At 70.4% G+C, this 13,884-nt stretch carries 11 protein-coding genes; 5 read left to right on the top strand and 6 right to left on the bottom strand.

Annotated features, from left to right (window positions below):
- Nucleotide 1: 1 nt before the first annotated feature.
- The 3 genes from AC1RAA_RS27560 to AC1RAA_RS27550 all read right to left on the bottom strand — a co-directional run bounded on the left by AC1RAA_RS27560 (nt 2) and on the right by AC1RAA_RS27550 (nt 2,658).
- On the bottom strand, nt 2-652 hold the full coding sequence (locus tag AC1RAA_RS27560; RefSeq protein ID WP_095746026.1) for an ABC transporter ATP-binding protein: 651 nt from the start codon (nt 650-652) through the stop codon (nt 2-4).
- Nucleotides 649-1,635: a tRNA (adenosine(37)-N6)-dimethylallyltransferase MiaA gene (miaA, locus tag AC1RAA_RS27555; protein WP_492727684.1), complete on the bottom strand. Its 987-nt coding sequence runs from the start codon at nt 1,633-1,635 to the stop codon at nt 649-651. The genes AC1RAA_RS27560 and miaA overlap by 4 nt, the downstream gene beginning before the upstream one ends.
- A gap of 93 nt (nt 1,636-1,728) precedes the next feature.
- Complete coding sequence (locus AC1RAA_RS27550; protein ID WP_492727683.1) at nt 1,729-2,658, bottom strand: AraC family transcriptional regulator; 930 nt, start codon at nt 2,656-2,658, stop codon at nt 1,729-1,731.
- A 204-nt stretch (nt 2,659-2,862) separates the two neighbouring features.
- Between AC1RAA_RS27550 and AC1RAA_RS27545 the strand changes: the two genes are divergently transcribed.
- The 3 genes from AC1RAA_RS27545 to AC1RAA_RS27535 are packed head-to-tail and all read left to right on the top strand — an operon-like array spanning nt 2,863 to nt 5,999.
- Nucleotides 2,863-3,210: a c-type cytochrome gene (locus AC1RAA_RS27545; protein WP_369646455.1), complete on the top strand. Its 348-nt coding sequence runs from the start codon at nt 2,863-2,865 to the stop codon at nt 3,208-3,210.
- A gap of 37 nt (nt 3,211-3,247) precedes the next feature.
- Nucleotides 3,248-3,721, top strand: a complete 474-nt coding sequence (locus AC1RAA_RS27540) for a (2Fe-2S)-binding protein (RefSeq protein WP_062478499.1) — start codon at nt 3,248-3,250, stop codon at nt 3,719-3,721.
- A gap of 13 nt (nt 3,722-3,734) precedes the next feature.
- Nucleotides 3,735-5,999 carry a xanthine dehydrogenase family protein molybdopterin-binding subunit gene (locus tag AC1RAA_RS27535; RefSeq protein ID WP_492727682.1) on the top strand — a complete coding sequence of 755 codons (2,265 nt, stop codon included), beginning with the start codon at nt 3,735-3,737 and terminating at the stop codon, nt 5,997-5,999.
- 31 nt (nt 6,000-6,030) lie between these two features.
- Here the strand turns inward: AC1RAA_RS27535 and AC1RAA_RS27530 are convergent, their stop codons facing one another.
- Together AC1RAA_RS27530 and AC1RAA_RS27525 are read right to left on the bottom strand one after the other, a co-directional pair.
- Nucleotides 6,031-7,023 carry an alpha/beta hydrolase gene (locus tag AC1RAA_RS27530; RefSeq protein ID WP_175497121.1) on the bottom strand — a complete coding sequence of 331 codons (993 nt, stop codon included), beginning with the start codon at nt 7,021-7,023 and terminating at the stop codon, nt 6,031-6,033.
- Nucleotides 7,024-7,238: 215 nt separating this feature from the next.
- The gene (locus tag AC1RAA_RS27525) at nt 7,239-8,042 is read right to left on the bottom strand and encodes a helix-turn-helix transcriptional regulator (RefSeq protein ID WP_492727681.1); all 804 of its coding nucleotides are present in this window, start codon (nt 8,040-8,042) and stop codon (nt 7,239-7,241) included.
- Between the two features lie 103 nt (nt 8,043-8,145).
- On the opposite strand from AC1RAA_RS27525, the gene AC1RAA_RS27520 reads away from it, so the two are divergent.
- Entirely contained in the window at nt 8,146-9,711 is a 1,566-nt protein-coding gene (locus AC1RAA_RS27520; protein ID WP_492727680.1) for an MFS transporter, read from the top strand.
- 3 nt (nt 9,712-9,714) lie between these two features.
- On the opposite strand, the gene mutL is transcribed toward AC1RAA_RS27520, so the two are convergent.
- A complete protein-coding gene (gene mutL / locus AC1RAA_RS27515) occupies nt 9,715-11,610 on the bottom strand; it encodes a DNA mismatch repair endonuclease MutL (protein WP_139699908.1) in 1,896 nt (631 codons plus the stop codon).
- Nucleotides 11,611-11,848: 238 nt separating this feature from the next.
- On the opposite strand from mutL, the gene AC1RAA_RS27510 reads away from it, so the two are divergent.
- The gene (locus tag AC1RAA_RS27510; RefSeq protein WP_492727679.1) at nt 11,849-13,639 is read left to right on the top strand and encodes an IlvD/Edd family dehydratase; all 1,791 of its coding nucleotides are present in this window, start codon (nt 11,849-11,851) and stop codon (nt 13,637-13,639) included.
- Nucleotides 13,640-13,884: the final 245 nt, after the last annotated feature.

The raw sequence follows: 13,884 nt of genomic DNA, 5'->3' as shown, positions 1-13,884 counted from the left end.
CTCAGGCCCGGATACCGCTCGCCGTCAGGTGCAGCAACCGGTCCGCACGCGCCGCCGCGCTCTCCGAGTGCGTGACCAGCACCAGCGAGGCGCCGTGCTCGCGCGTCTGGCCGATCAGCAGGTCCATCACCTTCGCGGCGGTGGAGGGGTCGAGGTTGCCGGTGGGCTCGTCGGCCAGCAGCAGCGCGGGCCGGTGCACCAGCGCGCGAGCGATGGCCACGCGCTGCAGCTGGCCGCCCGAGAGCGTCTGCGGCAGCCGCGCGCCCATGCCGGGCAGGCCGACGGCCTCCAGCATGTGGGCCACGCGCGCGTCTTCGCGCGGGCGACCCAGCAGCATCAGCGGCAGCGACACGTTCTGCGCCACGTCGAGGTGCGGCAGCACGTGGAAGGCCTGGAACACGAAGCCCACGTGCTGGCGCCTCCACAGCGCGCGGGCCTCGCCGTCGAGCGCGCCGATGTCGGTGCCGTCGTGCGACACGCTGCCTTCGTCCCAAGTGTCGAGGCCGGCCATGCAGTTGAGCAGGGTCGACTTGCCCACGCCCGACTCGCCGACGATGGCGACGAACTCGCCGGGCGCGACCTGCAGGCTCACGTGTTCGAAGACCGGCGCGTCGCCGTAGTGCTTGCCGAGGTTGGAGAGGTGCAGGGTCATGCGGGCGTCGCCCCGCGTGCGATCTGTGCGATGTGCCGCACGGCGGCCTGCACCGCGTCGGGCGCGTCGCAGGCGATCACGGTGCGCTGCGGCATGCTGCGCAGCCAGGTGATCTGCCGCTTGGCGAGCTGGCGCGTGGCGGCGATGCCGCGCTCGCGCAACTCGCCCAGCGCCTTTGCGTCCGGCGGAGCGTCGCCGCAGGCGTCGAGCATCTCCCAGGCCTGGCGATAGCCGACGCAGCGCATCGAGGGCAGGTCGGGCGACAGGTCGCCGCGTGCGCGCAGCGCCTTCACCTCGTCGAGAAAACCGGCTGCGAGCATGGCGTCGAAGCGCTCGGCGATGCGCCCGTGCAGCCAGGCGCGGTCTTCGGGTTCAAGCGACACGAGCACGCCGCCGTCGACGGCCTTGGCGGCCTTGGTGTCGCTCGCGTGGAAGCTCGACAGCGGCTGGCCGCTGCTCTCCCACACCTCGAGCGCGCGCTGGATGCGCTGGCTGTCCTGTGGCGCGAGCCGCGCGGCGGTGACGGGGTCGACCTGCGCCAGCCGCGCATGCATGGCGGGCCAACCGAGCGCGGCGGCTTCGGCATCGAGGCGCGCGCGCACGGCGGGGTCGGCGGCGGGCATGGCGTCGATGCCGTCGAACAGCGCCTTGAAGTACAGCATGGTGCCGCCCACGAGCAGCGGCAGCGCGCCGCGCGCGCGGATGGCGTCGATGAGCCGCGTGGCGTCGGCCACGAAGGCGGCGGCGCTGTAGCTGTCGCGCGCATCGAGGATGTCGATCAGGTGGTGCGGCACGGCGGCCTGCTCGGCGGCGGTGGGCTTGGCGGTGCCGATGTCCATGCCGCGGTAGACCAGCGCCGAGTCGACGCTGACGATCTCGACCGGCTGCAGCTGGGCCACGGCCAGGGCGACGGCGGTCTTGCCGGACGCGGTGGGGCCGGCGAGCGCGATGTAGCGCGGGGAAACAGGGGAAGCGGGGGGCATGCGTCGAGGGTAGCAAATGGCACGCGCCGGGCCGCTGCACGGGGCTTGTCTGGGACGCCGGCGGCTGCCCGGGGCTTGCCTGCGACGCAGTGCTCAGGCGACGGCGGTCGCGTCGCGCATCCGGCGGATGTCGCGCAGCGGCGGCGCACCGAACAGACGCGCGTACTCGCGGCTGAACTGTGAGGCGCTTTCGTAGCCCACGCGCACGCCGGCGGTGCCGGCATCGATGTTCTGGTTCAGCATCAGCTGCCGCGCTTCCTGCAGGCGCAGCTGCTTCAGGTACTGCATCGGACTCATGCCGGTCACGGCGCGGAAGTGCTGGCGGTAGGTCGACGGGCTCATGTGCGCGGACGCGGCCAGCTCGTCGGCCTGCACGGGTTTCCTGAAGTTCATCTTGAGCCACGCCAGGCTCTGCGCCACCTGCTGGCTGGGCGAACCCACGGTCATGAGGCGCTGCAGCTGTGGGCCGTGGCGCCCGGCGAGCAGGCGCACGACGATTTCCTTCTGCAGCAGCGGCGCGAGCTGCGGAACGAGCCGGGGCTCGGCCAGCAGCTCGACGAGCCGCGTGACGGTGCCCAGCAGCGTCGGGTCGAGCGCGCCCAGCGACAGGGCGCGCTGGTTGTGGGGTTCCCTGGACGGCGGCGGCAGTGCCATCTCGGTCGCCACCTGCACGATGGTGCGCGGATCGAGCCGGATCATGAGGCCCAGGAAGGGCTGCGCCGCGCTGGCGCGGGTGACGTGCGCCACCACGGGCAGGTCGGCCGTGATCAGCAGCGACTGGCCGGCGCCGTATTCATAGATCTCGTCGCCGAGCGCCGCGCGCTTCTGTCCGCCGACGGTGATGCCCAGGCCGAAGCCGTAGATGCAATGCACGGGCTCGGTCGCGGCGCTGCGACGGTGCAGCGAGAGCTCGGGAATGGCGGTGGCGTGGTCGCCGTCGTTTCGGGCAATGCGCCCGACGGCCGTGGCCAGGGCACCGAGGACGGCCGAATCGTCTGGCTGCGTCGGCTGTAGCACTTCCATCTGAATCCTTTCGGGTGCTTGCGCAAAGTCTAGCGGGCGCTTCTCATGCGCTTGGCGTTTTTGGCGCAGTCTCGTTGTTTCAGGCAAGAACGCGCGCGGATTGGGCAAGTGGCCGTGGGCGCTTCGTCGGAGACTGGCCGCCGTGAAGTCCTGCCGCGCGCGGCGCGAGGACCGTGCTTCCCCTCCACGATGATGAAAAAAGAAATGACCCACGACGAACGACATCCGCATCGCATCACCGCCTCGCTCGTGGCCGCACTGGCCATCGGCGTGAGCGCCGCCGGGTCCGCGCCCGCCTTTGCCAGCACCGCGCTGGCGCAGAAGTACGCGTGCGTGGCCTGCCACCAAGCCGCCGTGAAGGTGGTGGGCCCTTCCTGGAAAGAAATCGGCGCGCGCTACGGCGACGGCAAGGGCACGGCCGCGCAGCTGGCGGCCAGCATGAAGGCCGGCAGCTCGGGCAAGTGGGGCGCCATGCCCATGCCCGCGCAAGCCCAGGTGCCCGACGCGGACCTGCAGGCGCTCGCGCAATGGGTGCTCGACGGCGCCAAGTGAATCCGACCCATCCCACCTACCCACGGAGAAAACCCATATGAGCGCGCTCCACGTCAACGGCCGTGACCACACGGTCGACGCCGACCCCGGCACCCCCATCCTCTGGGCCCTGCGCGACACGCTGGGCATGACCGGTACCAAGTTCGGCTGCGGCGCGGCGCTGTGCGGCGCCTGCACCGTGCACATGGACGGCCAGGCCATCCGCTCGTGCATCACGCCCATCGCGGCGGCCGAGGGCAAGAAGATCACCACCATCGAAGCCGTGACCGGCGGCAGCGACCGCGTGGGCGCTGCCGTGCATGCTGCGTGGGTCAAGCACGACGTCGCGCAGTGCGGCTACTGCCAGAGCGGCCAGATCATGAGCGCGACCGCCTTCCTGCAGTCGCTGCCCAAGGGCAAGCAGCCCAGCACCGACGAGATCGACTCGGCCATGGCCGGCAATATCTGCCGCTGCGGCACCTACGCCCGCATCCGCGCCGCCGTGGCCGATGCGGCCAAGACTCTCGCCTGAAGGAGCCGACGACATGCTGCCAAACATCGACTACAACGACCTGCCGCGCGCGCTGCAGCGCCTGATGGCCCAGCCTGCGACCGATGACGCCGACGCGGCCGCCACGCTGCCCCGTCGCAGCTTCCTGAAGATGGCCGGTGCCGGCGGCCTCGTGCTCGGCGCCTTCCCGCACCTGGCGATGGCGCAGGCCGGCGGCCCGGCCAAGGCCGGCGGTGCGCTCAAGCCGACGCAACAGCCCTCGGCCTTCGTGCAGATCGCGCCCAACGGCGAGGTCACGGTGACCATCAACCGCCTCGAGTTCGGCCAGGGCGTGCAGACCGGCCTGCCGATGATCCTGGCCGAGGAGCTCGATGCCGACTGGGCCCTGGTGCGCAGCCGCAATGGCACCAACGATGCCGCCTACGCCGACCCGCTGTTCGGCATGCACCTGACCGGCGGTTCCAACTCGATCAAGAACAGCTACACGCAGTACCGCGAACTGGGCGCGCGTGCACGGGCCATGCTGCTGTCGACCGCGGCGCAGCGCTGGAAGGTCGACGTGGCCACGCTGCGCACGCAGGCCGGCACGGTCATCGGTCCGGGTGGGCGCAAGGCGGGCTACGGCGAGCTGGCCGAAGCGGCCATGGCGCTGCCGGTGCCCGAGACGGTCACGCTCAAGAGCCCGAAGGACTTCCGGATCATCGGCCGCCCGACCACACGCCTGGACGCACGCGCCAAGAGCAGCGGGCGACAGGACTTCGGCATCGACGTGAAGCAGCCCGGCCAGCTCACGGCCGTGGTGGCGCATCCGCCCGTGTTCGGCGCCCGCCTGGCCTCGGTGGACGACAGCGCGGCGCGCGCCGTCAAGGGCGTGAAGGCCGTGCTGCGCATTCCGCTGGACCGCGGCGCCGAAGGCGTGGCTGTGGTGGCCGACGGCTACTGGCCCGCCAAGCAGGGCCGCGATGCGCTCAAGCTGCAGTGGAACACCGACGCGGTGGAGAAGGTCGACAGCGACAAGCAACTGGCCCAGTACCGCGAACTCGCCGGCCGCCCCGGCAACCGCAAGTTCGACGCCGACATGGCGCCGCTGGCCGGCGCGCCGCACAAGCTCGAAGCCGAGTTCGTGTTTCCCTACCTGGCCCACGCGCCCATGGAGCCGGAGAACTGCACCGTGAAGCTGTCGGACGGCCGCGCCGAGCTGTGGGTCGGCACGCAGTCCGCCGACCTCGACGGCCAGGCCGCGGCGCGCACGCTGAAGCTCGACCCCGCGCAGGTGAAGGTGAACGTGCAGATGGCGGGTGGCGGCTTCGGCCGGCGCTTCGTGGGCTCGAGCGACTTCGTCGTCGAGGCCTGCGAGATCGCCAAGGCCGCGCGCGCCGCCGGCCTGAAGGACGCCCCCGTGCGCCTGCTGTGGAGCCGCGAGGACGACATCAAGGGCGGCTACTACCGCCCCATGCACCTGCATCGCGCACGCATCGGCTTCGACGCGCGCGGCAAGATCCTCGCGTGGGACCACGTGATCGTGGGCCAGTCGATCACGGCGGGCACGGTGTTCGCCGGCTCCATGGTGAAAGACGGCATCGACGCCACGGCCGTCGAGGGCATGCGCGATCCGTACCCCGTGCCGATGCGCCTCACGGTGCATCACCCGCAGGTCAACGTGCCGGTGCTGTGGTGGCGCAGCGTGGGCTCCACGCACACCGCCTTCGTGATGGAGACGCTGATCGACGAGATCGCCCGCACGACCAAGCAGGACCCGGTGGCCTACCGCATGAGCCTCTTCGGCGACAAGCACCCGCGCCACCGCGCCGCGCTGCAACTGGCCGTGGACAAGAGCGGCTACGGCAAGAAGAAGCTGGCCGAAGGCCGCGCCTGGGGCGTGGCCGTGCACGAGTCCTTCGAGTCGGTGGTGGCCTATGTGGTCGAAGCGTCGGTGAAGGACGGCCAGCCCGTGTTGCACCGCGTGACCTCGGGCGTGCACTGCAACCTGGCGGTGAACCCGCGCAGCGTGGAAGCGCAGGTGCAGGGCGCGGCGGTGATGGGGCTGTCGACCTGCCTGCAGGGCAGCGCCATCACGCTGAAGGACGGCGTCGTGCAGCAGGGCAACTTCGGCGACTTCAGCGTGGCGCGCATCACGCAGGTGCCCGAGTTCGACGTGCACATCGTGCCCAGCGCCGATGCGCCCAAGGGGATGGGAGAACCCGGCCTGCCGCCACTGGCGCCTGCGTTCGCGAATGCCGTGGCGCGGCTGACGGGCAAGCCCTTGCGCCAGCTGCCGTTCGACCTGGCCTCGGCCTGACGCGGGAACGGACTCGCCTGAAAAAGGCGGGCTAGATGGCGGCGGGGGCGGGCGTGTGCGCCTCGCCCCGCACCTCTTGCGGCGACAGTGCCGCGGAAGGCAATGAGGGCTGTGCGGGCCGCGGCGACACCAGCCGCGGCTGCGGCCGGCTGTCTGCCACGGTGCTGCTGTCCTCGGGCTTCATGCGAAACAGCTGCGACAGCGCGGCGCGGTACTGCGTCGCGCCCACCGAGTTGGTGTTGTGGTGCGAGCCGCCCTCGACCAGCACGAACATCTTGGGCACCGTGGCCGCGTCGTACAGCTTGCGCCCGAGCGTCGGGTTGATCAGGCTGTCGGCGGTGCCGTGCACCACGAGCAGCGGCGCGCCGATGTCCTTGACGGTGCGAATCGCCTCGAAGCGCTGCGTGATGAACGGGCCGAAGGGCAGCCAGCCCCACTTGAAGCTGCTCGCCACGTCGGCGATGGAGGTGAAGGTGCTTTCGACGATGGTGCCGCTCTCGTCGTTCACCGTGGCTGCCAGGTCGATGCCGATGGCGCCGCCCAGCGAGTGGCCGAAGATGTAACGGTGCTGGCGCGGATGGCGTGCGGCCAGCCAGGTCCAGGCGGCGCGGGCGTCTTCGCGGGCCGAGGCTTCCGAGGGCAGGCCCTTGGAGCTCTTGCCGAAGCCGCGGTAGTCGATGGCCAGCACCGAGAAGCCCAGCTCGTGCATGCGCTGGATGCGCGGCGCCGAGCCGGCCACGTTGTAGCGCGCACCATGCAGGTACAGCAGCACGGGGGTCTCGGTGGTTTCGGGGGCGCCGCCGAGCCACAGGCCGTGCAGGCGCGCCGGTTCACCGGTGATGGACGACTGGAAGTCGATCCAGACATCCTGCATGCCTTCGGTCATCTGGGCCGAATTGCCCCAGCTGCGGTCGCTGGGCTGGAAGATCCATTCGCGCTGGCGTTCGTCGAGGGTCGAACATCCGGCTGCCAGGAGGGCACAGAGCGAAAAGATGGACGCGAGGAGGGGCCAGCGTTTGATCATGGGGTGGAGGGACAGCGAAAGTCGGCCGAAAGTTCATCTGCTTGCTTTCTGAAACGCGTCGGCATCGCGTGTCAGCTCCCCCTGTGCAGCGCTCGCCGGCGCCTGGCACGAGACCATGCAACGTGCGTGCCCGCACCGTGGATGACGCCACAAAACCCTCGAAAACCCTCAAAAACGGCGCTGACGGCGCTTATCTGCCGCACAGGCCCCGGTGTTCAGGCCGGCGCCGGCTGCACGAAATACACCACCATCCGCAGGTGCCGGTGCGTGTCGACCACGAGTGTTTCGTGGTGAAACTCCAACGGTCCGCTGTCGGCCGTCTGTACGCATCCGAGGCCGCGCCGGGCGGACGCGCTGTCGGGGGTGTCCCACCAGCGGCGGAAGTCGGGCGAGAGCGCTTTCAGGTCCGCGACCAGGCCCAGCATGGCCGGATCGTCGGGCGCAATGGCGAAGTCGTATCGGAATTGCGCCAGCAGCCCGGGCGCATCGTCGCGCCAGGCGGGCAGGCGCCGGCGCAGCTCGGGGTCGGCGAACACCATGCGAAGGAGGTTGCGCGCCTCGCGTTCGCGCGCGCTGAAACCGAAGAGCGCGTCGGCCGCGGTGTTCCAGGCCACCACGTCCCAGCGCAGATTGAACACGTAGGCGGGGCGGGTGGGCAGCTCGTCCATGAGCTGCTGGATGCGGGGCGTGACCGACGCCTGCTGATGGGCCTCGGGCGGCGGCGGGCGCTTGTGGGCCAGCAGGAACAGGTGGCTGCACTCGGCGTCGTCCAGCTTCAGGGCATGCGCCACGCCGAGCAGGAATTTCTGCGACACCTGGATCTCGCGCCCCTGCTCGAACCAGGTGTACCAGGTGAGCCCCACGCCGGCCATCACCGCGACCTCTTCGCGCCGCAGGCCGGGCGTGCGGCGCCGGCCCTGCGAGGGCAGGCCGACATCGGCGGGCGTGAGTTTGCGGCGATGCCGGGTGAGGAACTCCGACAGCTCGTTCTTGGTGCGGCTGAGGCTGCGTTCGATCAAGCCTGTTATCTCCAGTAATAGGATAAACGATTAAATTGTAATGTGATGATCTTGTCCTGAAGATGGGGCTTCCGCAACCCGAACGCGCACCCGGAGGCCTCTTTTGACCGCACCTTGCGATTCACTTTCCCTTTCCGACCACCTTCCGGCCGCGAGGCGCGAAGGCCGCGCCGGCGCCCGCGAATGGACGGGGCTCGCGCTGCTGGCGCTGCCGACCCTGCTGCTCGGGCTCGACCTCACGCTGCTGCACCTCGCATTGCCCGCGCTGGCCCTGGACCTGCGCCCCACGAGCGCGCAGGCGCTGTGGATCGTCGATGCCTACGGTTTCATGATTGCCGGCTTTCTCGTCACGATGGGCACGCTGGGCGACCGCATCGGACGGCGCAAGCTGCTCATGGTCGGTGCGGCGGCGTTCGGCGTGGCGTCGGTGATTGCGGCCTCTTCGACCAGCGCCAACCAGCTGATCGCCGCACGTGCCGTGCTCGGCGTGGCGGGCGCGACGCTGATGCCGTCGACGCTGGCGCTGATCAGCAACATGTTCCTGCACCCGCACCAGCGCGCGCTGGCCATCGGGCTGTGGGCGACGATGTTCGCGCTCGGCATGGCGGCCGGGCCCGTGGTGGGCGGCCTGCTGCTCGCGCACCACGGCTGGGGCGCGGCCTTTCTCGTGGCGCTGCCGGTGGTCGGGCTGCTGCTGGTGGCAGCGCCGTTCCTGCTGCCGGAGTACCGCGCGCCGCAGCAGGGGCGGCTCGATCTGCCCAGCGTCGCGCTGTCGCTGCTGGCGTTGCTGCCGGTGGTCTACGGCATCAAGCAGGTCGCGAAGGACGGGATCGGTGTCGGGGCCGTGCTGGCGCTCGTCGGCGGGCTGGCGTTCGCGCTGGGGTTCGTCCGGCGGCAACGGCGGCTGCGCCATCCGCTGATCGACCTCGGCCTGTTCGCCAGCCGGGCCTTCAGCGTCGCGCTCGTGGTGTTGCTGGTGGGGCTGGTCGGTGTCGGCGGCACGATGCTGCTGGTGACCCAGTACCTGCAGCTGGTGGCGGGCCTGTCACCGCTGGAGGCCGGGCTGTGGATGGGGCCGCCGGCGCTTGCGATGCTGGTGGCCGGCATCACGGCGCCGCTGCTGGCGCGGCGCGTCCGGCCGGGCCATGTGATGGCGGGCGCGCTGGGGCTGTCGGTCGTGGGCTACCTGATGCTGAGCCAGCTCGATCGCACGCCGCATGGCATCGCGTGGGTGACGGCCGCGTTCTCGCTCGTGTACCTCGGCCTGGGCACCATCGCCGCGCTGGGGACCGACCTGGTGGTGGGCGCCGCGCCGCCCGAGAAGGCCGGCTCGGCCTCGGCCCTGTCCGAAACGGTGCAGGAGCTGGGCCTGGCCGTGGGCATCGCCACGCTGGGCAGCCTGACGACGGCGGTGTACCGCACGCGGATGGGCGAGTCGATCGACGGCATGGCCGTGAACCTTCAACGCGCCGTATCGGATAGCCTGGCCGGCGCCACGGCGGTCGCGCATGAATTGCCCGCTGGCGTGCTCGAACAGGCGCAAGCCGCCTTCCTCGCGGGACTGAATGCCGCTGCAGCCACCAGCGCCGTCAGCATCGCGGTCCTGGCGGTGCTGGCCGCCGTCACGCTGCGGCATGTCGGCGTGGCCGCCGATGACGCGAAACCTTGAGGCTCAGCGCCCGCGCATGAACAGCGAATCGAGCTCGCGGATCGACAGCTGGCGCCAGGTCGGCCGGCCGTGGTTGCACTGGTCGGAGCGCTCGGTGGCTTCCATCTGGCGCAGCAGGGCGTTCATCTCGTCGATGGTGAGCTTGCGGTTGGCGCGCACCGCGCCGTGGCAGGCCATGGTCGACAGCAGCTCGTTCTGCGCACGCTGCACCACGGTGCTCGCGTCGTGCTGGCCCAGTTCGGCGAGCACGCTGCGCGCCAGCTCCACCGGGTCGCCGTCGGCCAGCGTGCCGGGCACGGCGCGCACGGCCAGCGTGCGGGCCGAGAAGGGCGTGATCTCCAGCCCCAGCGTGGGCAGCACCTCGGCGCAGGCCTCGGCCGTGGCCACTTCCTGCGGCGTGGCCGCGAAGGTGGCCGGAATCAGCAGCGGCTGGCTCGTGATGGCCGCGCCGTCGAGCTGGGTCTTGAGCCGCTCGTAGACGATGCGCTCGTGCGCCGCGTGCATGTCGACGATCACGAGGCCCTGACTGTTCTCGGCCAGGATGTAGATGCCCTGCAGCTGGGCCAGCGCGCGGCCCAGCGGCCAGGCGTCCTGGTTCATGACCGGCGCTGGCATGGGGGCCAGGGCCTCGCTGTCGGGCAATCCGACCGGCGCGCGGAACGACATCGCCGGCGCTTCGGTCTGCCACTGCGACGGGGCCGTGACCGGCGCGTGTCCCTGTTCCTCGGTGCGCCGCGGCCACATGGCCTCGAAGTCGCCGGCACCGCGCTCGCGCGCCTGGAACGGGATCGCGGGCTGCGACCAGCTGGCGCTCGGCGGCAGCGGGGTCTGCTTGAAGAAGGGCTGCGGCGGCGCGTCGGCCGGTGCCAGGGCATCGCCGGCGCGCGGCGCGGCCAGCGCGTCCTCGATGGCGTGGCGCACCGCCTGGTGCACCTCGCGCCCGTCGCGAAAGCGCACCTCGATCTTGGTCGGGTGCACGTTGACGTCGACGCGCGCGGGGTCGATCTCCAGGTACAGCACGTACACCGGCTGGCGCTGGCCGTGCAGCACGTCTTCGTAGGCGCTGCGCACCGCGTGCGACAGCACCTTGTCGCGCACGAAGCGGCCGTTGACGTAGAAGAACTGCTGGTCGTTGCGCGAGCGCGCCGCGTCGGGAATGCCGGCACGGCCGACCACGCGCACCGGGCCACCTTCGCGCAGCACGGAGACGCTCTGCGACACGAAGTCGTCGCTCAGCGCATCGGCCAGCCGCTGCTCGGGCGTGGCGGCGGCGCGCCACTGCTCGATCAACTTGCCGTCGTGCCAGACCGAGAAGCCCACCTCGGGCCGTGCCAGCGCATGGCGGCGCACGGCCTCGATGCAGTGGGCCAGCTCGGTGGCGTCGGTCTTCAGGAACTTGCGCCGCGCGGGCGTGGCAAAGAACAGCTCGCGCACCTCGACCGTGGTGCCCACCGAACGCGCCACCGGCCGTAGCTCGCCGGTGCCGCCATCGAGCACGTAGGCGCTGTCGGCGCCGGTGAAGCGCGAGAGGATGCTGAGTTCGGCGATCGCGTTGATGGCCGCCAGCGCCTCGCCGCGAAAGCCCATGGTGCCGACCGTCTCGAGGTCGCTCAGGCTCGCGATCTTGCTGGTGGCGTGGCGACGCAGCGCCACCGTGAGTTCCTCGCGCGGAATGCCCAGGCCGTCGTCTTCGACCGAGATCAGCCGCACGCCGCCCGAGGCGAGCCGCACGGTGATCTGGCGCGCGCCGGCGTCCAGCGCGTTGTCGAGCAGTTCGCGCACCACCGAGGCGGGGCGCTCGACCATTTCACCGGCGGCGATCTGGCTGATCAGCTCGTCGGGGAGTTCACGGATCGGGCGGCGTTCGGCGGGGGGGAGGGAGGAGGGTAGAGCACTCACCGGAAACATTCTAAAAGCGGCGCCCGAACAGGGCGGTTGGCGGTGTATTTGGCGCGCTTATACCGATCCTCAACCGATCTCATTGGCTTTGGCGAAGGCGAAAACCTAAGCTCCCTCTCGCCAACGTATTCGCACAACAAGAACGCGCCGGAGACACCCACGACACCGCCATGGCCCACCGCCATGCCGCGCAGGGGGCCGCCGCGCGCGTTCGCCGACCACCCTGAAAGCCGACGCCATGACGACACCCCGCCCCCTGCGCTCCGCCGCCTGGTTCAACAACCCCGAACACAGCGAACTCTCGGTCCTGCACCTGGCCTGGTTCCTGAACTACGGCCTCACCCGCGAAGAGCTGCAGTCGGGCAAGCCGATCATCGGCATCGCGCAAAGTGGCTCCGACCTCACGCCCTGCAACCGCCACCACCGCGAGCTGTCGCTGCGGGTGCGCGAAGGCATCCGCGAGATGGGCGGCATCGCGATGGAATTCCCGATGCACCCGATCCAGGAGAACGGTCGCCGTCCCACGGCCGCGCTCGACCGCAACCTGGCCTACCTGGGGCTCGTCGAGATCCTCACGGGCTACCCGATCGACGGCGTGGTGCTGACCACCGGCTGCGACAAGACCACGCCCGCCGCGCTGATGGCCGCGGCCACCGCCAACATTCCCGCCATCGTGTTGTCGGGCGGGCCCATGCTCAACGGCTGGCACGAAGGCCAGCGCACCGGCACCGGCACCACGCTGTTCAAGGCGCGCGAGCTGTTCGCCAAGGGCAGCATCGACTTCCCCGGCTACATCGACCTCGTGGGCTCCACCGTGCCCTCGGCCGGCCACTGCAACGTGATGGGCACGGCCTCGACCATGAACGCCCTGGCCGAAGCCCTGGGCATGAGCCTGCCCGGCTGCGCGGCCATTCCCGCGCCGTACCGCGAGCGCGGCCAGATGGCCTACGAAACCGGCCGGCGCATCGTCGACATGGTGCGCGAAGACCTCAAGCCCTCCGACATCCTCACGCGCTCTGCCTTCGAGAACGCGATCGTCGTCAACTCGGCCATCGGCGGCTCGACCAACGCGCCGATCCACCTTATCGCCATCGCCAAGCACGCGGGCGTGGAGCTGAACATCCAGGACTGGGAAACGGTCGGCCTCGACGTGCCGCTGCTGCTCGACATGCAGCCCGCCGGCAAGTACCTCGGCGAGGAGTTCTACCGCGCAGGCGGCGTGCCGGCGGTGGTCGCCGAGCTGCACCGCCACGGCCTGATCCGCACCGACGCGCGCACCGTCAACGGCCACACCCTGGCCACCAACTGCGCCGACGCGCCGGTGAAAGACGCCGACGTGATCCGCCCCTTCGACCAACCGCTGCGCGAGAACGCCGGCTTCCTCGTGATGTCGGGCAACCTCTTCGACAGCGCGATCATGAAGACCAGCGTCATCTCCGACGAGTTCCGCGCGCGCTACCTGAGCCAGGCCGGCGACCCCGACGCCTTCGTGGGCCGCGCCATCGTGTTCGACGGCCCGGAAGATTTCGAAGCCCGCATCGAAGACCCGTCGCTGGACATCGATGCGAGCTGCATCCTGTTCATGCGCGGCGTCGGCCCCATCGGGCACCCGGGCTCGTCGGAAGTGGTCAACATGCGCGCGCCCTCGCACCTGCTCAAGAGCGGCGTGTCGGCCTTGCCCTGCATCGGCGACGGTCGGCAGTCGGGCACCTCGGGCTCGCCGTCGATCCTCAACGCCTCGCCCGAAGCCGCCGCAGGCGCGGGCCTGGCGCTGCTGCAGACCGGCGACAAGGTGCGCGTGGATTTGAAGGAGCGCACCGTCAACATGCTCGTCGACGACGCCGTGCTGCAAGCGCGCGCCCGTGACCTCGAAGCGAAGGGCGGCTACCCGATTCCCGCGAGCCAGACGCCGTGGCAGGAGATCCAGCGCGCGATGGTGGACACGCTGTCCGAAGGCATGGTGCTGAAGCCGGCGACCAAGTACCAGCGCGTGGCGCAGACGGCGGGGATTCCTCGTCGGAATCACTGAGGACTTCTGTTCAGGGCGACGCTCCCGCCGACGGGGAGCCTTGCTCCGCGAATGTCCCCCGGGGCTGCGCCCCTCCTCCTTGATTTCGCTGCGCAAGGCACCCCATCGACGTGAGCGTGTTCAGAGCACGTGTGGATCAGCCCGCACAACGACCGCGCCCATCGTGCTCAGGACACTGGGTGCTTCCCGCAGCGAAATCAAGGAGGAGGGGCGAAGCCCCGGGGGACATTCGCGGAGGGAAGTAC

The organism is Variovorax sp. GW823-FHT04F07 (assembly GCF_058795995.1).
The sequence above is the reverse complement of the archived record's forward strand: the minus strand, read 5'-3'. Positions and strand labels throughout refer to the sequence as shown.